Source organism: Kitasatospora azatica KCTC 9699 (assembly GCF_000744785.1).
Classification (GTDB): domain Bacteria; phylum Actinomycetota; class Actinomycetes; order Streptomycetales; family Streptomycetaceae; genus Kitasatospora; species Kitasatospora azatica.
Window position 1 is genome coordinate 1,455,328 of the sequence record NZ_JQMO01000003.1, and the last position, 25,406, is coordinate 1,480,733.

Consider the following 25,406-nt stretch of genomic DNA (forward strand, 5'->3'; position numbering starts at 1 on the left):
TCAAAATGGCGATCGGACGCCGGCTTACGAAATTCCGAGTTCTTTGCTGATGAAATCGAAGACTTCGTCGTCCGATGCCGAGATCAGCTTTTCGGAGGTTGTCGCGGAATCCGCGGTGGTCGAACCCGGCGAGTGCGCCTTGAGGATGTTCTGCAGGCGCAGCTCGATGGCGCCGAGTGCGGAGTCGCCGGGGTCCAGGGCCGCGAACACGGCCTCGACCCGGTCCAGGTACTGGAGGACCGACTCGACCTCGCTCGGATCGTCCTGCGACATCTCCAGTCGCAGGTACTTCGAGAGTTCGGCCGGTGTGGGGTAGTCGAAGACCAGCGTCGCCGGCAGCCGAAGGCCGGTCGCGCCGGTGAGGCGCTTGCGCAGTTGCACCGCGGCCAGCGAGTCGAACCCGACGTCGCGGAACGCCTTGCCGGGCAGCACCCCGTCCGGCGAGGCGTGGCCCAGAACGGCCGCGGCCTGCGTGCGGACCAGTTCGAGGAGCACCCGGCCCTGCTCCGACTCGGACAGGCCGGCCAGGCGCTGGCGCAGCGCCGAGCCGGCGTCGGCGTCCGTGCCCTCGGCCTCGCCCGACGGCAGCTCGTGACGGACCTCCGGCAGGTCGGACAGCAGCCCGCGGACGGGTCCGGACATCTGGACGGAGGCGAACCGCTGCCAGTCGACGTCGACGATCGCGGTCACCGGCTCGGCGCTGTCGAGCGCCCGCTGCATCGCCCGCAGCGCCAACTCGGGTTCGAGCGGTGAGAGCCCGAGCCGCCGCACGGTGTCCTGGACGGTCCCGCTTCCCGCTGCCATGCCGGTGTCGGCCCAGGGGCCCCAGGCGATGGAGGTGGCGGGGAGGCCGTCGGTGTGGCGTTGGTGGGCGAGGGCGTCGAGGTAGGCGTTGGCGGCGGCGTAGTTGGCTTGGCCGGGGCTGCCGATGGTGCCGGCGATGGAGGAGTAGAGGACGAAGGCGGTGAGGTCGTGGTCGCGGGTGAGGTCGTGGAGGTGGTGGGCGGTGTGGGCTTTGGCGGTGAGGACGGTGGTGAGGCGGTTGGGGGTGAGGGTGGTGATGGTGGCGTCGTCGAGGATGCCGGCGGTGTGGATGACGGCGGTGAGGTCGGGGTGTTGGGCGATGAGGTTGGCGAGGGCTTGGCGGTTGGTGGTGTCGCAGGCGGTGATGGTGACGCGGGTGCCGAGGGTTTGGAGTTCTTGGGTGAGTTGGGTGGCGCCGGGGGCGTTGGGGCCGCGTCGGCTGGTGAGGAGGAGGTGGGGGGCGCCGTGGTGGGCGAGGTGGCGGGCGAGGTGGGTGCCGAGGGCTCCGGTGCCGCCGGTGATGAGGGTGGTGCCGGTGGGGGTCCAGGTGCTGGTGTTGGTGTTGGTGTTGGTGTTGGTGTTGGTGGGGGCGTGGGTGAGGCGGCGGGTGTGGATGGCGGTGTCGCGTAGGGCGAGTTGGTCTTCGCCGGTGGTGTTGGTGAGGGCGGTGGTGAGTTGGGTGGTGGTGTGGTTGGTGATTGTGGTGGGGAGGTCGATGAGGCCGCCCCATTGGTCGGGGTGTTCGAGGGCGGCGACGCGGCCCAGGCCCCAGATTTGTGCTTGTTCGGGGTTGTTGATGCGTTCGGTGGGGGTGGTGGAGACGGCGCTTTGGGTGAGGGCCCAGATGGGTGCGTCGATGCCGGTTTGGATGAGTGTCAGGGTGTCTTCGAGGTCCAGCAGGGAGACGATGCCGGAGGGGTCGGTGTTCTGGAGGGCGTTGGTGTTCTGGAGGGCGTCGATGGTGCGGGTCTGGACGGTGGCGCCGCCTTCGGCCAGGGCTTGGGTGGTCCAGTCGAGCAGCGGGTGGCCGTCGGTGGGGGTGACGACCAGCCAGGTACCGGACAGAGAAGAACTGTTGGTGGTTGACAGGGGCTTCCAGGTGATCTGGTAGCGCCAGGTGTCGACGGCCGAACGGTCGCGTTGGTCCTTGCGCCAGGTCGACAGTGCCGGGAGCACGGTGCTCAGTGGGGCGTCGGGGTCGAGCTGGAGGGTGGCAGCGAACGCCTGGAGGTCCTCGCGTTCGACGGTCTCCCAGAAGGACTGGTCCGTGGGGTCGCTGGCGACCGGGGTTCCTTCGAGCCAGTAGTGCTGGTGTTGGAAGGCGTAGGTGGGCAGGGGGGTGGTGGTGGCGCCGGTGCCCGCGTAGTAGGCGTTCCAGTTGATGGTGGTGCCGGTGGTGTGGAGTTCGGCGAGGGCGCGGGTGGCGGTGTGGGGTTCGGGGCGGTTGGCGCGCAGGAGGGGGATGGTGGTGGCGTTGTCGAGGGTGTCCTGGGTCATGGCGGTCAGGACGGTGTCGGGGCCGAGTTCCAGGAAGGTGGTTGCGCCTTCGGTGGCGAGGGTGGTGATGGCGTGGGTGTAGCGGACGGTTTCGCGGACGTGTCGGACCCAGTAGTCGGGGGTCTGGAGGTCCTGGGGGTCGGCGAGGGTGCCGGTGAGGTTGGAGACCAGGGGGATGGTCGGCTGGTTGTAGGTGAGGGAGGAGGCGATGGCTCGGAACTGGTCGAGCATCGGGTCCATGTGGGGGGAGTGGAAGGCGTGGCTGACCCGCAGGCGGCGGGTTTTGCGTCCTTGGTCCGCGAAGATCTGGGCGACGCTGGTGACGGTGTCATCGTCCCCGGACAGGACGATCGAGTTGGGGCCGTTGATGGCGGCGATGGAGATGCGGTCGGTGAGGTGGGGGGTGATCTCGTCTTCGGTGGCCTGGACGGCGATCATGGCGCCGCCGGTGGGGAGGGCCTGCATGAGGCGTCCGCGTGCGGCGACCAGGGTCGCGGCGTCCTGGAGGGTCCACAGGCCGGCGAGGTGGGCGGCGGTGACCTCGCCGATGGAGTGCCCGGCGAGGAAGTCCGGCCGGATTCCCCAGGACTCGACGAGCCGGAACAGCGCGGTCTCCAGCGCGAACAGGGAGGCCTGCGTGTAGGCGGTCTGGTCGATCAATCCGCTGTCGCCGAAGACGACCTCGCGCAGCGGCGTGTCGAGGTGCCTGTCCAGCTCGGCGCACACCTGGTCGAAGGCTGCGGCGAACACGGGGAAGGCGTCGTAGAGTTCGCGTCCCATCCCGGCGCGCTGGCTGCCCTGCCCGGAGAAGAGGAAGGCGAGTTTTCCGCGTCCGGCCTGCCCGCGCACCACACCAGCCGCATCCCGGCCCTCGGCCAGCGCGGCCAGTCCGTCGAGGAAGGCCTCCCGGCTGTCGGCGACCACGGCCGCCCGGTGCTCGAACGCCGAACGCGTCGTCGCCAGCGAGTACGCCACATCCAGCGCCGAGGCCTCGTTGTCCCGCACATGCTCCAGCAGCCGCTGCGCCTGCGCCCGGACCGCCTCCGCCGTGCGCCCGGAGAGGAGCCAGGGCAGGACGGCGGGCGCCGGCACCTCAACAGTCGGCTCGGCCTCCCGGGCGGGTGCCTGCTCCAGGATCACGTGCGCGTTCGTCCCACTCAGACCGAACGAGGACACGGCGGCCCGGCGGGGTTCGCCGGTCTCCGGCCACGCCGTGGCCTCGGTCAGCAGCTCAACAGCACCCGCCGACCAGTCGACCTCGGGCGTCGGCTCGTCCACGTGCAGCGTCATGGGCAGCACACCGTGCCGCATCGCCATGACCATCTTGATCACGCCACCGACACCGGCCGCCGCCTGGGCGTGGCCGATGTTCGACTTCAACGACCCCAGCAGCAACGGCCGGCCCTCCGGCCGCTCCTGGCCATACGTCGCGAGCAGCGCGTCCGCCTCGATCGGGTCACCCAGCGTGGTGCCGGTCCCGTGTGCCTCCACCGCGTCGACCTGACCCGGCGTCAACCGAGCACTGGCGAGTGCCTGGCGGATCACCCGCTGCTGCGAGGGCCCGTTGGGCGCGGTGAGCCCGTTGCTCGCCCCGTCCTGGTTCACGGCACTGCCCCGCACCACGGCCAGCACCTGGTGCCCGTTGCGCTGGGCGTCCGAGAGCCGCTCCACCAGGAGCATGCCGACGCCCTCGGACCACCCGGTCCCGTCCGCCGCCGCCGCGAAGGACTTGCAGCGGCCGTCGGTAGCCAGGCCGCGCTGGCGGCTGAACTCCACAAAGGTGTCGGGGGTGGACATCACCGTCACGCCGCCGGCCAGCGCCAGGTCGCACTCGCCGTTGCGCAGCGCCTGCACAGCGAGGTGCAGGGCGACCAGCGAGGACGAGCACGCCGTGTCCACCGTCAGCGCGGCGCCCTCCAGGCCCAGCGCGTACGCCACCCGGCCGGACGCGATGCTGCCGGCGCTGCCGCTGCCCAGGTAGCCCTCGAGGCCGTCGGGGACAGCCGTCAGGCGTGAGGCGTACTCGTGGTACATCAGCCCGGTGAAGACGCCGGTCCGGCTGCCGCGCAGCGAGGCCGGGTCGATGCCCGCCTGCTCCAGGGCCTCCCAGGACGACTCCAGCAGCAGCCGCTGCTGCGGGTCCATCGCCAGCGCCTCACGCGGGCTGATGCCGAAGAACGAGGCGTCGAACTCCGCCGCGTCGTACAGGAATCCGCCCTCGCGCACGTAGGACGTGCCGGGCCGGTCCGGGTCCGGGTCGTAGAGCCCGTCCAGGTCCCAGCCCCGGTCGGCCGGGAGCGCGCCGATCGCGTCGCGACCCTCGGCGACGAGCTGCCAGAGGTCCTCGGGGGTGCGGACCTGACCGGGGAAGCGGCAGCTCATGCCGACGATGACGATCGGCTCGTCGGAATCCGCGTTCGCCCGCACCACGACACCGCTGTTCGCACTCGCGGGAGTGTCCGCGAACTGGCTGAGCAGGTGGCGGGCGAGGGCCTCGGGGGTGGGGTGGTCGAAGACAAGGGTGGCCGGTAGGCGCAGACCGGTGGCCGCGTTGAGGCGGTTGCGCAGTTCGACGGCGGTGAGCGAGTCGAAGCCCAGCTCCTTGAACGCGCGGGTCTCCTCGACGCTGTCGGCGGACTGGTGCCCGAGGGCGGTGGCCGCGTGGGTGCGGACCAGGTCCACCAAGAGTCGCTGGCCGTCGGCGGCGGTCAGGGCGGCCAGGCGCTGGCCGAGCCCGCCGGCCTCCTGACCGGCTGCGGCGGCGCGGGCCCGCCGGGCCGGGGCCTTGACCAGGCCGCGCAGCAGCGCGGGCAGGCCCTCGGTGCGGGCGCGGCGCTGCAAGGCCGCGGTGTCCAGTCGGACCGGGAGGAGCAGGGCCTCGTCCAGCTCGCGCGCGGCGTCGAAGAGGGCCAGGCCCTCCTCGGAGGAGAGCGCGATCATGCCGGCCCGGGCCATCCGGGCGAGGTCGGCGTCGTCCAGGTGCCCGGTCATGCCGCTGCGCTGGGCCCAGAAGCTCCAGGCCAGCGAGACGCCGGCGAGTCCACGGGCGCGGCGCTGCTGGGCGAGCGCGTCCAGGAACGCGTTGCCGGCGGCGTAGCTGCCCTGGCCCGCCGTCCCGAAGATGCCGGCGGCGGAGGAGAACATCACAAAGGCGGAGAGGTCCAGGTGCTCGGTCAGCTCGTGCAGGTTGACCGCCGCGTCCACCTTGGGCCGCAGCGTGCGGTGGATCCGCTCGGGCGTCAGGGAGGCGATCACGCCGTCGTCCAGTACGCCTGCCGCGTGCACGACCGCGTTGAGCGGGTGCTCGGCGGGGATGGTCGCGAGCAGCTCGGCGAGGGCCGCGCGGTCCGCGATGTCGCAGGCGGCGATGGTCACCGAGGCGCCGAGCGCGGTGAGTTCGGCCGACAGCTCGTCCGCGCCGGGGGCCGTGGCGCCACTGCGGCTGACCAGCAGCAGGTGCCGCGCGCCGTGTTCGGTCACCAGGTGACGGGCCACCAGGGCGCCCAGCGTGCCACTGGCGCCGGTGATCAGCACCGTGCCGGCGGGGTTCAGGGCGGGGGCGGCGGTTCGGTCGGAGCGCCCGGTGCGGGCCAGGCGCGGCGCGCGCAACACGCCGGAGCGCAGCGCCAACTGCGGCTCCCCGGCGGCCAGGGCGGCCCGCAGGGTATCGGCCGTCAGCGGCTCTCCGGTCGGCACGTCCAGCAGGACGAACCGGTCGGGGTTCTCCGACTGCGCGGAGCGGACCAGGCCCCAGGCCGGGGCGGCCGCGAGCTGCTCGATCGCCTCGCCGCCGTCCAAGGCGACCGCGCCCCGGGTCAGCAGGACCAGCCGGGACGCGGCGAAGCGCTCGTCGCCGAGCCACTCCTGAAGCAGCGTCAGCACATGCTCGGTGCTCTGGTGCGCCCGGGCCGTCAGCTCCTCGGCGCCCGTGAGCGGCGCCACGCAGGCGGCGAAGACCACCTCGGGAGCCGCCGCACCGGCCTGGACCGCCTCGCCCAGCGCGGCCAGGTCGGCGAAGGCCGGCACGTCCCCGAAGGCCGCCGCCAGGTCGAAGGCGTCGGGGCCGACGAGGCTCAGGGCCTCGGGCGCACCGGCCGGGTTGCCGAGAGCCGCAACGGTCGTCCAGTCCAGCCGGAACAGCGCATCGTGCAGCGCGGCTGCGGAGTCGCTGAGCTGATCGGACGTCACCTCGCGCAGTGTGAGCGCCTCGATCGTGGCGACCGGGGCGCCGGTGTTGTCGGCGATGGTGAGGGTGACGGTCTCCGGGCCGGCGGCGGACACCTGCACCCGCAGGGCGGCGGCGCCGACGGCGTGCAGCGTGACGCCGCGCCAGGCGAACGGCAGCCTCGGCCGGTCGCTCTCGCGGAAGAAGCCGCCCAGCCCGAGGGCGTGCAGCGCGGCGTCGAGCAGCGCGGGGTGCAGGCCGAACTGATCAGCCTCCCCCTGCGGGCCCTCCGGCAGCGCCACGTCGGCGAATACCTCCTGGCCGCGTCGCCAGGCCGCCCGCAGGCCCTGGAAGGCGGGGCCGTACTCGTAACCGGCCTGGTCGAGGGCGTCGTAGCGACCGGTGAGGTCCACCGCGACGGCATCGGCGGGCGGCCAGACGGAGAGCTCGACCGGCTCGGCCGGTCGGCCGGTCGACAGGACGCCGGTGGCGTGCTGGGTCCACGGGCTGGGGTCGGTATCGGCGTACGGCTGGGAGTGGATGGTGATGGTGCGTCGGCCGGTGTCGTCGGGGGTGCTGACGGCGACCTGGAGGCGGGTGGCGCCGGTGGTGGGGAGAACGAGCGGAGCGTGGAGGGTGAGCTCTTCCAGCAGGTCGCAGCCGGTGTGGTCGCCGGCGTGGAGGGCGAGTTCGACGTAGGCGGTGCCGGGGAGGATGACGGTGCCGTTGACGGCGTGGTCGGCCAGCCACGGGTGGGTGCCGAGGGAGAGCCGGCCGGTGAACAGGAAGCTCTCGCTGTCGGGCAGTTCGACGACGGCGCCGAGCAGGGGGTGGGTGGCGCTGCTCAGGCCGGCGGAGGTGACGTCGGCGGCGCTGGAGGCGTCCAGCCAGTAGCGCTGGTGCTGGAAGGCGTAGGTGGGCAGCGCGACGGCGGTGCCGCCGGCGAGGAGCCCGCTGAGGTCGGTGGGGTGGCCGTGGGTGTGGAGGGTGGCCAGGGAGGTGAGGAAGCGCTGCTGGCCGCCTTCGTTTCGGCGCAGGGTGCCGGTGATGAGGACGTCGCTGGAGGTTTCCTCGATGCCGTAGGTGAGGACGGGGTGGGGGCTGATCTCGATGAAGGTGGTGTGGCCCTGGTCGATGAGGGCGCGGACGGTCTCTTCGAAGCGGACGGTCTGGCGCAGGTTGCGGTACCAGTACGCGCCGTCGAGGGTGGTGGTGTCCATCGGCATGGTGGTGACGGTGGAGTGGAATGCCACCTGGGCCTCGCGTGGCGCCAGGTCGGCCAGCAGGTCCGCGAGTTCGGCTTCGAGGTCTTCGACCTGGGGTGAGTGGGAGGCGTAGTCGACGGGGATCCGGCGGGCGCGCACACCCTCCGCCTGATAGTGGGCCTGGAGCTGGTCCAGCGCCTGGGTCTCGCCCGATACGACGATCGAGGTCGGGCCGTTGACGGCGGCGATGGCGAGGCCGCCGTCGGGGCGGGTGGCCAGTTCGGCCTGGATCTCGTTCAGGGGGAGGGGGATGGAGAGCATGCCGCCGCGTCCGGCGAGCGCGGTGATGGCCTTGCTGCGCAGGGCCGCGACGCGGGCGCCGTCTTCGAGCGTGAGGGCGCCGGCGATGACGGCGGCGGCGATCTCGCCCTGCGAGTGCCCGATCACGGCAGCGGGCTGGACGCCGTAGGACTGCCAGAGGGCGGCGAGGGAGACCATGACGGCGAACAGCACGGGCTGCACGACGTCGACGCGCTCCAGCGAGGGCGCGCCCTCGGCTTCGCGCAGCACGCCGGTCAACGACCAGTCCACGAACGGCGCCAGGGCCTGCTCGCACTCGGCGATCCGCTGCGCGAACACCGGCGAGGTGTCGAGCAGTTCGACGGCCATCCCGGCCCACTGCGCACCCTGACCGGGGAACACGAACACCGTGCGCCCACCCGTGCCGGTGCCGCGCACGAGGTTCGGGTTCTCCTGGCCGGTCGCGAGCGCCGCCAGGCCGTCGAGGAGGGTCTCGTGGCTGTCCCCGATGATGGCGGCGCGGTGCTCGAAGGTGGTGCGGGTGGTGGCGAGGGAGTACGCGACGTCGAGCGGCTTCAGCTCGGGGTGCGCCTGGACGTGCTCCAGCAGGCGCTGGGCCTGGGCCTGGACAGCGTCAGCAGTGCGGCCGGAGATGAGCCAGGGCAGGGCGCCGGACATCGTGACCTCGGCGGTCGGCTCGCTCTCGCGGGCGGGTGCCTGCTCCAGGATGACGTGCGCGTTGGTCCCGCTCACGCCGAACGAGGACACCGCCGCCCGGCGCGGCTCGCCGGTCTCCGGCCAGGTCATCGCCTCGGTCAGCAGCTCGACCGCGCCGGCCGACCAGTCCACCTGCGGCGTCGGCTCGTCCACGTGCAGCGTCTTCGGCAGCATCCCGTGCCGGATCGCCTCGACCATCTTGATGATCCCGCCGACACCGGCGGCCGCCTGGGTGTGGCCGATGTTCGACTTCAACGAGCCCAGGAACAGCGGCCGGTCCGCTGCCCGCTCCTGCCCGTAGGTCGCGATCAATGCCTGTGCCTCGATCGGGTCGCCCAGCGTGGTGCCCGTGCCGTGCGCCTCCACCGCGTCGACCTGAGCAGCCGTCAGACCGGCGTTGGTCAGCGCCTGGCGGATGACGCGTTGCTGCGCCGGGCCGTTCGGCGCGGTGAGCCCGTTGCTCGCGCCGTCCTGGTTCACGGCCGTGCCGCGCACTACCGCGAGGATCGGGTGCCCGTTGCGCCGAGCGTCCGAGAGCCGCTCCACCAGGAGCATGCCGACGCCCTCGCCCCAGCCGGTCCCGTCCGCCGCCGCCGCGAAGGACTTGCAGCGACCGTCGGCGGACAGCCCGCGCTGGCGGCTGAACTCCACGAAGACGCCGGGGGTGGAGAGCACGGTCACGCCGCCCGCGAGCGCGAGGTCGCACTCGCCGTTGCGCAGTGCCTGGACCGCCAGGTGCAGGGCGACCAGCGAGGACGAGCACGCGGTGTCGACCGTCACCGCGGGACCCTCCAGGCCCAGCGTGTAGGCGATCCGGCCCGAGGCGATGCTGCCCGCGCTGCCGTTGATGAGGTAGCCCTCGAGCCCGTCCGGCGCGTCCTGGACGCGGGAGCCGTAGTCGCCGTACATCACGCCGGCGAAGACGCCGGTCCGGCTGCCGGCCAGCGAGGTCGGGTCGATGCCCGCCCGCTCCACCGTCTCCCAAGAGGTCTCCAGCAGCAGGCGCTGCTGCGGGTCGATGGTGACCGCTTCCCGGGGGTTGATGCCGAAGAAGTCCGCGTCGAAGTGGTCGCTCTCGTGCAGGAACCCGCCTTCGCGCACGTAGCTCTTGTGCAGGCGGTCCGGGTCGGGGTCGTACAGCCCGTCCAGGTCCCAGCCACGGTTGTCGGGGAACCCCGAGACCGCGTCCCGCCCCTCGGCGACCAGGCGCCACAGGTCCTCCGGCGACTGCACGCCACCGGGGTAGCGGCAGCTCACGCTCACGATGGCGATCGGCTCGGGTGCGGCCTCCTCCAGTGCCCGCAGGCGCTGGCGGGTGTCGGTCAGCTCGGCGGTCACCCGCTTGAGGTACGTGCGCAGCTTGTCCTCGTTCTGCATTACTGCCGCTCCCTCAAGGGTTCCTGGAAAACCGGTGCTTGTGCGTTCGATGCCGGGTTGTTCGATGTCATGGCGTCGGTCATCGCGTCGGTCATCGCGTCGGTCATCGCGTCGGTCATGGCGTGGGTCCGGGTGCGCGTGGAGTCGCTGCTAGAGCTGCGCATCGATGAAGTCGAAGAGCTCGTCGTCGGAGACGGATTCGAGGGTCTCGGCCACCGAGCGGCCCGCCGAGTCCGCCGTCTCCTCGCCGACCGGGTCGTTGACCTTGGCCAGCAGGTCCTGAAGACGCTTCCTGAGCTGCCCGCGCAGTTCGTCGGACGGGGGAGCGGCCGACAGCGCGGCCTCCAGCTCGTCCAGGTTCATCAGGTCCAGGCCGACGGCCTTGGCCCCGATCCCGGCCTTGGCGAACTCCTCGTGCAGGTGGTCGGCCACGGAGGACGGCATGGGGTAGTCGAAGACCAGCGTGGCGGACAGGCGCAGGCCGGTGGCCGCGTTCAGCCGGTTGCGCAGCTCGACCGCCGTCAGCGAGTCGAAGCCGCTCTCCTTGAACGAGCGCCCGCCGTCGACGGCCGCCGCCGTGCTGTGGCCGAGGACGGCAGCCACCTGCGTGCAGACCAGCTCCAGCAGCAGCTCCCGCTGCCCCGGCCCGTCGAGCTCGGCCAGCCGGCGGCGCAGCAGCTCGCACTCGTCGGGCGTCGCGGCGCCCGCCGCCGGGAGGTGCTGCGCCTGGCGCCGGACGGGGCCCCGCACCACCGTGCGCAGCAGGCCCGGCAGCGTGCCGGCCGCCGCCTGCGCCCGCAGGCCGACGGTGTCCAGCTGGACGGGCAGCAGGGCCGCCTCGTCCGTGCCGAGCGCCGCGTCGAAGAGAGCGAGCCCGGTCTGCGAGGACATCGGCGCGAAACCCTGCCGGGCCAGGCGCTGCACGTCCTGCGCGGCCAGGTTGGCCGTCATGCCGCTGCGCTCGGCCCAGAATCCCCAGGCCAGCGCGAGGCCGGGCAGGTCGGTGTCCCGCCGGTGGCGGGCCAGGGCGTCCAGGAAGACGTTGGCCGCCGCGTAGTGGCTCTGACCGCCGCTGCCGAAGGTGCCGGCGGCGCTGGAGAAGAGGACGAACGCCGCGAGGTCCAGGTCACGGGTGAGCTCGTGCAGGTTGAGCGCGGCGTCGACCTTGGGCGCCAGCACCTGGTCCACCTGCTCGGTCGTCAGACCCGTGAGCACCCCGTCGGCCACCACGCCCGCCGCGTGGATGACGGCGGTCAGCGGGTGCGCGGCGTCGATCTCGCCGAGGACCCGGACGAGGTCCTGCCGGTCGGCCGCGTCGCAGGCCGCCAGCGTCACCTCGGCGCCCAGGCCGGTGAGCTCGGCCAGCAGCTCCGGCGCGTCGGGCGCGTCGAGCCCGCTGCGGCTGGTCAGCAGCAGGTGCCGGGCTCCGTGCGTGGTCACCAGGTGCCGGGCGACCAGGCGGCCGAGGGTGCCGGTGGCACCGGTGACCAGGACGGTCCCGTCGGGGTCCAGGCCGGGCGCGCTCGCGCCGGTGGACGGCACGACCCGCGCGAGCTGCGGTGCCAGCAGCTCACCCTGACGCAGCGTCAGTTCCGGCTCTCCGGTGGCGAGGGCGGCGCCGACGGCCTCGGCGGAGGCTCGCTCCTCGTCCAGGTCCAGCAGGACGAACCGGCCGGGGTGCTCGGCCTGGGCCGAGCGGATCAGGCCCCACACCGGCGCGTGCACCAGGTCGGCGAGGCTCTCCTGCCGCGCGGTGGCGACCGCCCCACGGGTCAGGAAGACCAGCCGGGAGCCGGCGAACCGCTCCTCGGCCAGCCAGGCCTGGGCCAGCGCCAGCGCCCGGTGGGTGGCCGCCCGCGCAGCCCGGGCCGTGGTGGCGGCGTCGGCGGCGTCGGCGGCGTCGACCTCGGTGCCGAGCGCGGAGACGCAGGAGACCAGGACGGCCGTCGGGACCGGCGCACCGGCGAGCACGGCGTCGCCGAGTTCCGCGAGATCCCAGTGGTTCGCCACCTCGGCGTCGTCGGCCAGCGCGGCACCGACCTTGAACTCGTCCTCGGCCAGCAGCGCGTACCCGCCCTCGTCGGCCGGGCGCGCGGCCGGGGTCGGGACGGCCGACCACTCCAGGCGGAAGAGCGAGTCCTGCCCCGCCGTCCGGGCCGGCCGGATCTGCTCGGCGGTGGCCTCCAGCAGCACCAGGCCGTCGATCGACAGCACCGGACGGCCCGAGAGGTCCGCCGCCAGGACGGCCACGGCGTCGTGACCGGCCGGCGCGATCCGCACCCGGAGCCCGGAACCGCCGGCGGCGGAGAGGTTGATCCCGCGCCACGCGAACGGCAGCCGCGTGCGGCCGCCGCCGCGCAGGATGGTCGGGTGCAGGGCGGCGTCCAGCAGCGCCGGGTGGATGGCGAACTGGGCGGCCTGGTCCTGCTGTGCCTCGGGGAGGAGCACTTCGGCGAAGACCTCCGGACCGCGCTGCCAGGCGGCGCGTAGTCCCTGGAAGGCGGGCCCGTAGCCGAAGCCGGCTTGGTCCAGCGCCTGGTGCAGGTCGGCCACGTCCAGCGGCTCGGCACCCTGCGGCGGCCAGTTGGTCAGGTCCTCGGCGAACTCCGGGGCACCCGGGGCAACGGTTGCCTCGGCGTGCAGGGTCCAGGGCTGGGTGGCGTCGTCAAGGTCGGGCTGGGAGTGGATGCTGAGGGTGCGTCGCCCGGCGTCATCCGGTGCGCCCACGCTGACGTTGAGGCGGACCGCGCCGCGCTCGGGCAGGGTGAGCGCGGCGTGCAGCGCGAGATCCTCCACCCGGGCGCAGCCGGCCTGCTCGCCCGCGTGGAGGGCGAGCTCGACGAAGGCGGTGCCGGGCAGGATCACGGTGCCCAGGACGGCGTGGTCGGCGAGCCACGGGTGGGTGCTGAGCGAGAGGCGGCCGGTGAGCAGGAAGCCGTCGGTGCCCGGGAGTTCGACGACCGCGCCCAGCAGCGGGTGGGCGGTCGCTGCCAGGCCGACGGAGGCGATGTCGGCCGAGGTGGCGGAGGGCGAGGTGTCGAGCCAGTAGCGCTGGTGTTGGAAGGCGTAGGTGGGCAGGGGGGTGGTGGTGGCGCCGGTGCCGGTGTAGTAGGCGTTCCAGTCGATGGTGGTGCCGGTGGTGTGGAGTTCGGCGAGGGCGCGGGTGGCGGTGTGGGGTTCGGGGCGGTTGGCGCGCTGGAGGGGGATGGTGGTGGCGTTGTCGAGGGTGTCCTGGGTCATGGCGGTCAGGACGGTGTCGGGGCCGAGTTCCAGGAAGGTGGTTGCGCCTTCGGTGGCGAGGGTGGTGATGGCGTGGGTGTAGCGGACGGTTTCGCGGACGTGTCGGACCCAGTAGTCGGGGGTCTGGAGGTCCTGGGGGTCGGCGAGGGTGCCGGTGAGGTTGGAGACCAGGGGGGTGGTCGGCTGGTTGTAGGTGAGGGAGGAGGCGATGGCTCGGAACTGGTCGAGCATCGGGTCCATGTGGGGGGAGTGGAAGGCGTGGCTGACCCGCAGGCGGCGGGTTTTGCGTCCTTGGTCCGCGAAGATGTGGGCGACGCTGGTGACGGTGTCGTCGTCCCCGGACAGGACGATCGAGTTGGGGCCGTTGATGGCGGCGATGGAGATGCGGTCGGTGAGGTGGGGGGTGATCTCGTCTTCGGTGGCCTGGACGGCGATCATGGCGCCGCCGGTGGGGAGGGCCTGCATGAGGCGTCCGCGTGCGGCGACCAGGGTCGCGGCGTCCTGGAGGGTCCACAGGCCGGCGAGGTGGGCGGCGGTGACCTCGCCGATGGAGTGCCCGGCGAGGAAGTCCGGCCGGATTCCCCAGGACTCGACGAGCCGGAACAGCGCGGTCTCCAGCGCGAACAGGGAGGCCTGCGTGTAGGCGGTCTGGTCGATCAACCCGCTGTCGCCGAAGACGACCTCGCGCAGCGGCGTGTCCAGGTGCCTGTCCAGCTCGGCGCACACCCGGTCGAAGGCTGCGGCGAACACGGGGAACGCCCCGTAGAGCTCACGTCCCATCCCGGCCCGCTGGCTGCCCTGCCCGGAGAACAGGAAGGCGAGTTTTCCGCGTCCGGCCTGCCCGCGCACCACACCGACGGCCTCCCGGCCCTCGGCCAGCGCGGCCAGTCCGTCGAGGAAGCCCTCGTGGTTGTCGGCGACCACGGCCGCCCGGTGCTCGAACGCCGAACGCGTCGTCGCCAGCGAGTACGCCACATCCAGCGCCGAGGCCTCGTTGTCCCGCACATGCTCCAGCAGCCGCTGCGCCTGCGCCCGGACCGCCTCCGCCGTGCGCCCGGAGATCAGCCACGGCAGCACCGCCGGGGCGGCAACACCATCTTCTGATGCAACGTCAGCAGCCTGCTCGGCCTGCTCGATGATGACGTGCGCGTTGGTCCCGCTGATCCCGAAGGCGGAGATGCCGGCCCGGCGTGGCTCGCCCGTCTCCGGCCAGGCCGTCGCCTCGGTCAGCAGCTCGACCGCACCCTCGGACCAGTCCACGTGCGGCGTCGGCTCGTCCACGTGCAGCGTCTTCGGCAGCACACCGTGCCGCATCGCCATGACCATCTTGATCACGCCACCGACACCGGCCGCCGCCTGGGCGTGGCCGATGTTCGACTTCAACGACCCCAGCAGCAACGGCCGGTCCTCCGGCCGCTCCTGCCCGTAGGTGGCGAGCAGCGCCTGCGCCTCGATCGGGTCGCCCAGCCGGGTACCCGTCCCGTGTGCCTCCACGGCGTCGACCTGGTCAGCCGTCAGGCTGGCGTTGACCAGGGCCTGACGGATCACGCGTTCCTGCGCCGAGCCGTTGGGCGCGGTGAGTCCGTTGCTCGCGCCGTCCTGATTGATCGCGCTGCCGCGCACGACTGCGAGGATCGGGTGGCCGTTGCGCTCGGCGTCCGACAGGCGCTCGACGAGGAGCATGCCGGCGCCCTCGGCCCAGCTGGTGCCGTCCGCCGCCGCCGCGAAGGACTTCGAGCGGCCGTCGGCGGCCAGGCCGCGCTGGCGGCTGAACTCCACGAACATGCCCGGCGTGGGCATCACCGTCACGCCGCCGGCCAGCGCGAGGTCGCACTCGCCGTTGCGCAGCGCCTGCGCGGCCAGGTGCAGGGCGACCAGCGAGGACGAGCACGCCGTGTCGACCGTCACTGCTGGACCTTCCAGGCCAAGCGCGTAGGCGATCCGACCCGAGACCACGCTGGACGACTTGCCCGTCAGCATGAAGCCTTCGAAGGTGCTCGGCGTTTCGTGTAGGCGGGACGCGTAGTCCTGGTACGTCATGCCGGCGAAGACGCCGGTCTGGCTGCCGCGCAGGCTGGTCGGGTCGATGCCCGCACGCTCGAAGGCCTCCCACGAGGTCTCCAGCAGCAGGCGCTGCTGCGGGTCCATCGCCATCGCCTCACGTGGGCTGATGCCGAAGAACCCGGCGTCGAACTCCGCTGCGTCGTACAGGAATCCGCCGTCCCGGACGTAGGACGTGCCGGGCCGGTCCGGGTCCGGGTGGTACAGCCCGTCGATGTCCCAGCCCCGGTCGGTCGGGAGCGCGCCGATCGCGTCGCGCTCCTCGGCCAGCAACTGCCACAGCTCCTCGGGCGTGTGGACGTTGCCGGGCAAGCGGCATCCCATGGCCACGATGGCGATCGGCTCGTCGTGGGCGGACGCAGGGGCCGCGACCGGAGCCGGGACCGAGGTCCGAGCGCCCATCAGCTCGGCGCGCAGGTGCTTGGCCAGCGCGGTGGGCGTCGGGTTGCCGAAGATCGCACTGGTCGTCATCCGGGATCCGGTCACCGCCACCAGCCGGTTGCGCAGGTCCATCACCGTCAACGAGTCGAACCCGAAGTCCTTGAACGCCCGTTCGGTGTGGATCGCGTCCACCCCGGAATGGCCCAGAACCGAGGCCGCCTCGGTGCGGACCAGCTCCGTCAACAGCCGCTCCTGTTCGACCTCGGAGAGAGCGCTCAACTGCTGGACCAGCTTCGACCGGGGACGCGTCGCGGTCGACTCGACCTCGCCGGAAGCAGCGGCGGCGGCACGAGCCTCGGGGAGCGCGTCGAAGAGGCGACTGGCACGCGGTGCCGTGAAGTCCGCGATGAAGCGCGGCCAGTTCACATCGGCGACGGTGATCCGGGAGTCCCCCTGATCCAGGGCCTGCTGAAGCGCCATGACCGCAGCCTCGGGCGCCATCGCGGTCAGGCCGCGGCGCTGCATCCGGCTGTCGACCTCGGCCCCGACCATGCCGCCACCACTCCATGTGCCCCAGGCGATGGAGGTGGCGGGCAGGCCGTCGGTGTGGCGCTGCTGGGCGAGGGCGTCGAGGTAGGCGTTGGCGGCGGCGTAGTTGGCCTGCCCGGCGTTGCCCAGGACGCCCACGATGGAGGAGTAGAGGACGAAGGCGGTGAGGTCGTGGTCGCGGGTGAGGTCGTGGAGGTGGTGGGCGGTGTGGGCTTTGGCGGTGAGGACGGTGGTGAGGCGGTTGGGGGTGAGGGTGGTGATGGTGGCGTCGTCGAGGATGCCGGCGGTGTGGATGACGGCGGTGAGGTCGGGGTGTTGGGCGATGAGGTTGGCGAGGGCTTGGCGGTTGGTGGTGTCGCAGGCGGTGATGGTGACGCGGGTGCCGAGGGTTTGGAGTTCTTGGGTGAGTTGGGTGGCGCCGGGGGCGTTGGGGCCGCGTCGGCTGGTGAGGAGGAGGTGGGGGGCGCCGTGGTGGGCGAGGTGGCGGGCGAGGTGGGTGCCGAGGGCTCCGGTGCCGCCGGTGATGAGGGTGGTGCCGGTGGGGGTCCAGGCGCCGGTGACGGTGTTGGTGTTGGTGTTGGTGTTGGTGGGGGCGTGGGTGAGGCGGCGGGTGTGGATGGCGGTGTCGCGTAGGGCGAGTTGGTCTTCGCCGGTGGTGTTGGTGAGGGCGGTGGTGAGTTGGGTGGTGGTGTGGTTGGTGATTGTGGTGGGGAGGTCGATGAGGCCGCCCCATTGGTCGGGGTGTTCGAGGGCGGCGACGCGGCCCAGGCCCCAGATTTGTGCTTGTTCGGGGTTGTTGATGCGTTCGGTGGGGGTGGTGGAGACGGCGCTTTGGGTGAGGGCCCAGATGGGTGCGTCGATGCCGGTTTGGATGAGTGTCAGGGTGTCTTCGAGGTCCAGCAGGGAGACGATGCCGGAGGGGTCGGTGTTCTGGAGGGCGTCGGTGTTCTGGAGGGCGTCGATGGTGCGGGCCTGGACGGTGGCGCCGCCTTCGGCCAGGGCTTGGGTGGTCCAGTCGAGCAGCGGGTGGCCGTCGGTGGGGGTGATGACCAGCCAGGTACCGGTGAGCTGACGGGTCGACTGTTCGGTGAGCGAGTGCCAGGTCTCGCGGTAGCGCCAGGTGTCGACAGTCGCGTGGCTGCGCTGGTCCTTGCGCCAGGTGGAGAGCGCGGGCAGGACGGTGCTCAGCGGGGCGTCGGGGTCGAGCTGGAGGGTGGCAGCGAGGGCTTCGAAGTCCTGATCGTCCACGGCCTGCCAGAACTGGGCGTCCACGGCGTCCGCCGGGGCGAGTGCTGCGGTCACGGCCGGGGTCTCCAGCCAGTAGTGCTGGTGCTGGAAGGCGTAGGTGGGCAGCAGGACCGGGGTGCCGCCGGTGAGGAGGGAGGCTAGGTCGGTGGGGTGGCCGTGGGTGTGGAGGGTGGCCAGGGAGGTGAGGAAGCGGTGGTGGCCGCCTTCGTTGCGGCGCAGGGTGCCGGTGATAAGGACGTCGGCCGAGGTCTCTTCGATGCCGTAGGTGAGGACGGGGTGGGGGCTGATCTCGACGAAGGTGGTGTGGCCCTGGTCGATGAGGGCGCGGACGGTCTCTTCGAAGCGGACGGTCTGGCGCAGGTTGCGGTACCAGTACGCGCCGTCGAGGGTGGTGGTGTCGGTGAGTTCGGTGGTGACGGTGGAGTGGAATGCCACCTGGGCCTCGCGTGGCGCCAGGTCGGCCAGCAGGTCCGCGAGCTCCGTCTCGAGGTCTTCGACCTGGGGTGAGTGGGAGGCGTAGTCGACGGGGATGCGGCGGGCGCGCACTCCTGCGTTCTCGTAGTGGGCCTGGAGCTCGTCCAGCGCCTGGGTCTGGCCGGAGACGACGATGGAGGCGGGGCCGTTGACGGCGGCGATCGCCAGTCCACCCTCGGGGCGGGTGTCCAGCTCGGCCTGGACCTCGTCCAGGGTGAGCGGGACGGAGAGCATGCCGCCGCGTCCGGCGAGCGCGGTGATGGCCTTGCTGCGCAGAGCGGCGATCTTGGCGCCGTCGTCCAGCGACAGCGCGCCGGCGACCACGGCGGCGGCGATCTCGCCCTGCGAGTGCCCGATCACGGCGGCCGGCTGGACGCCGTAGGACTGCCAGAGCGCGGCGAGGGAGACCATGACGGCGAACAGCACGGGCTGCACGACGTCGACGCGCTCCAGCGACGGAGCACCCTCCGCCTCGCGCAGCACGCCGGTCAACGACCAGTCCACGAACGGCGCCAGCGCCTGCTCGCACTCCGCGATCCGCTGCGCGAACACCGGCGAGGTGTCGAGCAGTTCGACCGCCATCCCGGCCCACTGCGCACCCTGACCGGGGAACACGAACACCGTGCGCCCACCTGAGCCGGCAGCGGTCCCACGCACCACACCGGCGGTCTCGCGGCCCTCGGCGAGCGCGGCCAGCCCCTCCAGGAAGTCCTCCCGGTTGTCGGCGACCACCGCAGCACGGTGCTCGAAGGCACCCCGCGTCGTGGCGAGCGAGTAGGCGATGTCGAGGGGCGTGAGGTCGGGGTGCGTCTGGACGTGGCTCAGCAGCCGCTTGGTCTGGGCCTGGAGGGCGTCGGGGGTGCGCGCGGAGATCAGCCAGGGCAGCACCGCCGGGGTGGCGCGCTGCGCCGACGGAGCGTCAACGCCCTTGTCTGTCTGCTCGGTCGGCTCGGCTTGCTCGATGATGACGTGGGCGTTGGTCCCGCTGATCCCGAACGAGGACACAGCCGCTCGGCGGGGTTCGCCGGTCTCCGGCCAGGCCATGGCCTCGGTCAGCAGCTCAACAGCGCCCGCCGACCAGTCCACCTCGGGCGTCGGCTCGTCGACGTGCAGGGTCTTCGGCAGCATGCCGTGCCGCATCGCCATGACCATCTTGATGATCCCGGCGATGCCGGCGGCGGCCTGTGTGTGCCCGATGTTGGACTTCAGTGAGCCCAGCCGCAGCGGCCGGTCCGCCGGCCGGCCCTGCCCGTAGGTGGCGAGCAGCGCCTGCGCCTCGATCGGGTCACCCAGTCGCGTCCCGGTGCCGTGCGCCTCCACTGCGTCGACCTGGCCCGGTGTCAGGCCTGCGCTGGCGAGTGCCTGGCGGATCACCCGCTGCTGCGACGGACCATTGGGCGCGGTGAGGCCGTTGCTCGCCCCGTCCTGGTTGATCGCGCTGCCGCGCACCACCGCGAGGACGGGGTGGCCGTTGCGCTCAGCGTCGGAGAGCCGCTCCACGAGGAGCATGCCGACGCCCTCGCCCCAGCCGGTCCCGTCCGCCGCCGCCGCGAACGCCTTGCACCGGCCGTCGGCGGACAGCCCGCGCTGGCGGCTGAACTCCACGAACATGCCCGGGGTGGGCATGACGGCCGCGCCGCCGGCCAGGGCCAGGTCGCACTCGCCGTTGCGCAGGGACTGCACCGCGAGGTGCAGGGCCACCAGGGAGGACGAGCAGGCCGTGTCCACGGTCATTGCCGGGCCCTCCAGGCCCAGCGTGTACGCGATTCGACCCGAGGCGATGCTGACGGACTTGCCGGTCAGCACGTAGCCGTCGACTCCGTCCGAGGCCTCGTGCAGCGGGGAGCCGTAGTCCTGTGCCATCGCGCCGACGAACACGCCTGCCTGGGTGCCGTACAGGCCGGCGGGGTCGATGCCCGCCCGCTCGAACGCCTCCCAGGAGGTCTCCAGCAGCAGCCGCTGCTGCGGGTCCATCGCCAGTGCCTCGCGCGGCGAGATCCCGAAGAAGCTCGAGTCGAACAGGCCCGCCTCGTGGAGGAAACCGCCGCCGCGAGCGTAGGTCTTACCCGGGTGCTCGGGGTCGGGGTCGTAGAGGCCGTCGAGGTCCCAGCCCCGGTTGGTCGGGAACCCGGAGATCGCGTCGGTACCTTCGACGACCAAGTGCCACAGGTCCTCGGGGGACTTGACGCCCTGCGGGAGACGACAGCTCATCGCGACGATCGCGATGGGCTCCTGACTCGCCGGCACCGTGGCGGATGCCGAAGGAGCAGAGTTGCCGGCCGGCTCCAGGATCTCCAGCACCAACTGCCGTGCCAGGGCGACGGGCGTGGGGTAGTCGAAGAGGAGCGAGGACGGAAGCCGCAGGCCGGTCGCGGAGGCAAGGCTGTTGCGTAGCTCGACGGCGGTTAGGGAGTCGAAGCCGAGGTCCTTGAAGGAGCGGTGGGGGTCCACCACCTCCGAAGCGGTGTACTCCAGCACGACGGCGATCTGGGTACACATCAGGTCCAGAAGGACACGCGCGCGCTCGGTCTCGGCCGCACCAGTCAGGCGGTCCCGCAGTGGCGACGAGACGACGCTGAGTGACTCCTCGGCGGCGGCGCTCTGAGGCGTCGCGCTGTTCGTGCGCGTCGGAGCGGCCTGGGTGCTGTCGAGCCAGTAGCGGCGGCGCTGGAAGGCGTAGGTGGGCAGGGGGGTGGTGGTGGCGCCGGTGCCCGCGTAGTACGTGGACCAGTTGATGGTGGTGCCGGTGGTGTGGAGTTCGGCGAGGGCGCGGGTGGCGGTGTGGGGTTCGGGGCGGTTGGCGCGCAGGAGGGGGATGGTGGTGGCGTTGTCGAGGGTGTCCTGGGTCATGGCGGTCAGGACGGTGTCGGGGCCGAGTTCCAGGAAGGTGGTTGCGCCTTCGGTGGCGAGGGTGGTGATGGCGTGGGTGTAGCGGACGGTTTCGCGGACGTGTCGGACCCAGTAGTCGGGGGTTTGGAGGTCCTGGGGGTCGGCGAGGGTGCCGGTGAGGTTGGAGACCAGGGGGGTGGTCGGCTGGTTGTAGGTGAGGGAGGAGGCGATGGCTCGGAACTGGTCGAGCATCGGGTCCATGTGGGGGGAGTGGAAGGCGTGGCTGACCCGCAGGCGGCGGGTCTTGCGTCCTTGGTCCGCGAAGATCTGGGCGACGCTGGTGACGGTGTCGTCGTCCCCGGACAGGACGATCGAGTTGGGGCCGTTGATGGCGGCGATGGAGATGCGGTCGGTGAGGTGGGGGGTGATCTCGTCTTCGGTGGCCTGGACGGCGATCATCGCGCCGCCGGTGGGGAGGGCCTGCATGAGGCGTCCGCGTGCGGCGACCAGGGTCGCGGCGTCCTGGAGGGTCCACAGGCCGGCGAGGTGGGCGGCGGTGACCTCGCCGATGGAGTGCCCGGCGAGGAGGTCCGGCCGGATTCCCCAGGACTCGACGAGCCGGAACAGCGCGGTCTCCAGCGCGAACAGGGAGGCCTGCGTGTAGGCGGTCTGGTCGATCAACCCGCTGTCGCCGAAGACGACCTCGCGCAGCGGCGTGTCCAGGTGCTTGTCCAGCTCGGCGCACACCTGGTCGAAGGCTGCGGCGAACACCGGGAACGCCCCGTAGAGTTCGCGCCCCATCCCGGCGCGCTGGCTGCCCTGCCCGGAGAACAGGAACGCCAGCTTCCCGCCCTCGGTAGCCGCGGTACCCGATACGACCCCAGGAGCAGCGCTGCCTTCGGCGAGTGCTGCGAGTCCGTTGAGGAAGCCCTCGTGGTTGTCGGCGACCACGGCGGCGCGGTGTTCGAAGGCGGTGCGGGTGGTGGCCAGGGAGTAGGCCACATCGAGGGGCTTCAGCTCGGGGTGCGCCTGGACGTGCTCCAGCAGGCGCTGGGCCTGGGCTTGGAGGGCGTTGGGGGTGCGGGCGGAGATGAGCCAGGGCAGGACGGCGGGTGCGGTGGCCTCGGTGGTGGGCTCGTCGTCACGTGCGGGTGCTTGTTCGAGGATGACGTGGGCGTTGGTGCCGCCCATGCCGAAGGCGTTGATGCCGGCGGTGTGGGGCTGGTGGGGGTGGGGCCACGGGGTGGGGGTGGTGGGGATGTGGAGGTTGAGGGTGCTGAGGGGGATGTTGGGGTTGGGGGTGTGGTGGTTGAGGGTGGGGGGGATGGTGCGGTTCTTGATGGCGAGGACGGTTTTGAGGAGTCCGGTGATGCCGGCGGCGCCTTCGAGGTGGCCGATGTTGGTTTTGGCGGAGCCGACGAGGAGGGGGTCGGTGGTGGGGCGGTGGGTGGTGGTGAGGGCGTTGGCCAGGGCGTGGGCTTCGATGGGGTCGCCCAGGGGGGTGCCGGTGCCGTGGAGTTCGACGTACTGGACGGTGGCGGGGTCGATTCCGGCGTGGTGGTAGGTGTCGCGCAGGAGTTGTTCCTGGGCGGCTTGGTGGGGGGTGGTGAGGGTGTCGCCGCCGCCGTCGTTGTTGACGGCGCTGGCGCGGATGACGGCGTGGATGCGGTCGCCGTCGGCCAAGGCGCGGGTGAGGGTCTTGAGGACGATGAGGGCGCCGCCTTCGCCGCGGACGTAGCCGTTGGCGCGCTCGTCGAAGGTGTAGCAGTGGCCATCGGGGGAGAGGCCGCCGAATTTGGCGGAGGTGATGGTGCTGTCGGGGATGAGGGTGAGGTTGACTCCGCCGGCCAGGGCGAGGTCGCTCTCGCCGCGGCGCAGGCTTTCGCAGGCGGTGTGGACGGCCACGAGGGAGGAGGACTGGCCGGAGTCGATGGTGTAGCTGGGGCCGCGTAGTCCCAGGGTGTAGGAGACGCGGTTGGCGATGATGCTGCGGTGCAGGCCGGTGAGGGTGTGATGGGTGGTGTTGTCCGTGGCGTGCTGGTTGGTCAGGGTGGCGTAGTCGTCCCAGATCGCGCCGATGTAGACGCCGGTGCGGCTGTCGTGGAGGTCGGCGGGGACGATGCCGCCTTCTTCGAGGGCTTCCCAGGCGAGTTCGAGAATGAGGCGCTGCTGGGGGTCCATCGCGGCGGCTTCACGCGGTGATATCCCGAAGAAGGTGGGGTCGAAGTGGTCGACCTGGTCGAGGTATCCGCCTCGGCGCGTGTGGGTCTTGCCAGGTGCGGCGGGGTCGGGGTCGAAGACCGCGTCGGCGTCCCAGCGCTCGAGGGGGGTCTCGGTGATGGCCTCGATGCCCTCGCTCAGCACCCGCCAGAACGCCTCCGGGTCCGGAGCCTGCGGAAAGCGGCACGCCATGCCGACGATCGCGACGGCGTCCGAAAGGTCGCGCGCAGCATTGTTGTTCGTCATGTTCGCAGATCCCCGTTCGCGACTGTCACACTCGAAACACCACACCTGACCCCAGACGGCATCCCACTGCCAGGGACTCTTAACAAGCCCTACGCCAGGAACTGTTGATGCCGCATCATGGTCGGCGCGCAGGCTTCCGGTCGGCGACGCAGAAGTCCTGCGGGCCGTGCCGTGCCCAGGCCGATAGGTCAGATCGTTGTGAAACAGTCAGTAGACACCCCGTTGTGACGGACAAGAGCCGTCGGCGTGTAGCTAAATCTGTGACCGCCAGGCCTGTCAAGCTGGGCTCTGACGGGTCCTCGGCGAGAGGCCGCATGACAGTCGACTCATGGTCCTGACAGGAAAGCGCGAACGCCCTCCGACCGGCGATGATGGGAACTTCCTGTGAGTCTGCCAGGTACTGACCGGTCCTCAGGATCCGCTTTGAAACAGATTGTTGATGCTCATGGCGCGGACATGGCGCAAGCCTTGAGCTGGATTTGAGGGTGGTCCAGGGGGCCGGCAAGGAGCCCTTATCCACATCGAGCGGCAGAATATGACGGGGAGATGATGCGCCGTCAGCAAGCGCAGCCCCTCTCCAGATGGATCGGACATACTGGCTGATAGCCCATCAGGATCTGACGAAAGGGATAGGCATCTCCCGTGCCGGGGAACAACATTGACGTGGTGTCGAACGGTGGGCAATGATGACCCGGACTGTGGCATCCGTGGTTGTCGGTGCCAGCGGGCTTCCGTGACGTCGATCTGTTCGGGAACCCTGTGACCCCACTCGGCGTGCACTGTTCCGATGCGCCCCAACGGCTCGTCATGGTGGCTGCTGGACTTCCGGGACTCTGTTTCCACTGGCTGAATTCGTGAAGGCGCTACCGCGGCAAGGGCGGGGCTCCTGGACTGGGTACGAACGGGGAGTAAGTGGTGAGGTCAGATATCCTCAACCGGGTCAGTGAGTTCTCCAGGCGGGAGCTCTTCGACAATCAGGAGCATTTGGACTCCCTGGCTGAGGCGCCGCTTCCCCTGTATCAGAGCTTTCAAGACACCGGGCTGATGAACTGGTGGTTGCCGGAGAATGCCGGCGGAGCCGGGCTGGGCCTCGAGGACAGCATCGACATCGTCTCCGAGCTCGCCTATGGAGATGCCGGGGCCGCGTTCACGCTCTTCATCTCGATTCTCGGGACCAGCATGGTGTCGCTGTACGGGAGCGACGAGCTCAAGGAACGCTACCTGGCGCCGATGGCCAAGTCCGGGGGTTTCTGCGCGACGCTGGGCAGCGAGCAGGTGGCCGGCAGCGAGCTGGGGAACATCACCACGACTGCCACGCTCCAGGGTGGCAACCTCGTGCTGAACGGCCAGAAGTTCTTCTCCACCAACTCGAAGTTCGCGGACTTCCTGGTGGTCGTCGCGAAGTCGGCCACAGAGCCCTCCGGCTACTCGGCGATCCTGGTTCCGAAGAACACGCCGGGCGTTCGCATCGTCAAGCGCTGGGACATGATCGGACTGCGCGCGTCCGGGACCTATCAGGTAACGCTCGAGGGATGCCGAGTTCCGGCGTCAAATGCACTTAACGGCCCAGGGCTCCGGTTGTTGGAGATCGGCCTGAATGCGAGCCGGATCCTGATCGCGACCACTGCCGTCGGCGTGGCACGACGAATTCGTGATCTCTCGATGGAGTACGCCAAGACGAAGCCGCTCGGTGGTGGAAAGCTCGTCGACAATGCCGTCTTCGCAAGCAAGCTCGGTCAGATGGAGATGCAGATCGACGCGATGAAGAGTCAGTGCAAGGCGGCCGCGCGAGACTACGACGCCATCATGCACAGCCCCGACGCTGCGACTACATTCGTCCGCCAGGGCACTCTGAAGTCCGCTCTGACTGCCAAGATGATATGTGGTCAGCTTGGCTGGGACATTGCCAGCAAGGGGTCGGAGATGTTCGGCGGCCTCGGCTACACGAACGAGATGCTCATCGGAAAGCTGGTCCGCGACATGCGGTACGTCTCGATCGTCGAGGGTGGGGACGACGTTCTGCGGGAGCTCATGTTCAACCGTTACGTCGTACCGGTGGCAAAGCGCTCCTAGCGTTTGCTTGCCCCGCGATG

General features: G+C 71.2%; 3 protein-coding genes. 1 reads left to right on the plus strand and 2 read right to left on the minus strand.

Features of this window, described 5'->3' with window-relative positions; translation table 11 throughout:
• Window positions 1–24: 24 nt before the first annotated feature.
• Both BR98_RS17390 and BR98_RS17395 read right to left on the minus strand, forming a co-directional pair.
• Complete coding sequence (locus BR98_RS17390) at window positions 25–10,065, minus strand: type I polyketide synthase (RefSeq protein WP_063774797.1); 10,041 nt, start codon at window positions 10,063–10,065, stop codon at window positions 25–27.
• A 150-nt stretch (window positions 10,066–10,215) separates the two neighbouring features.
• The gene (locus BR98_RS17395; protein WP_051969878.1) at window positions 10,216–23,313 is read right to left on the minus strand and encodes a type I polyketide synthase; all 13,098 of its coding nucleotides are present in this window, start codon (window positions 23,311–23,313) and stop codon (window positions 10,216–10,218) included.
• A gap of 915 nt (window positions 23,314–24,228) precedes the next feature.
• On the opposite strand from BR98_RS17395, the gene BR98_RS17400 reads away from it, so the two are divergent.
• Window positions 24,229–25,386 (plus strand): acyl-CoA dehydrogenase family protein, encoded by a 1,158-nt coding sequence (locus BR98_RS17400; protein WP_083976688.1) that lies wholly within the window; start codon window positions 24,229–24,231, stop codon window positions 25,384–25,386.
• Window positions 25,387–25,406 lie beyond the last annotated feature (20 nt).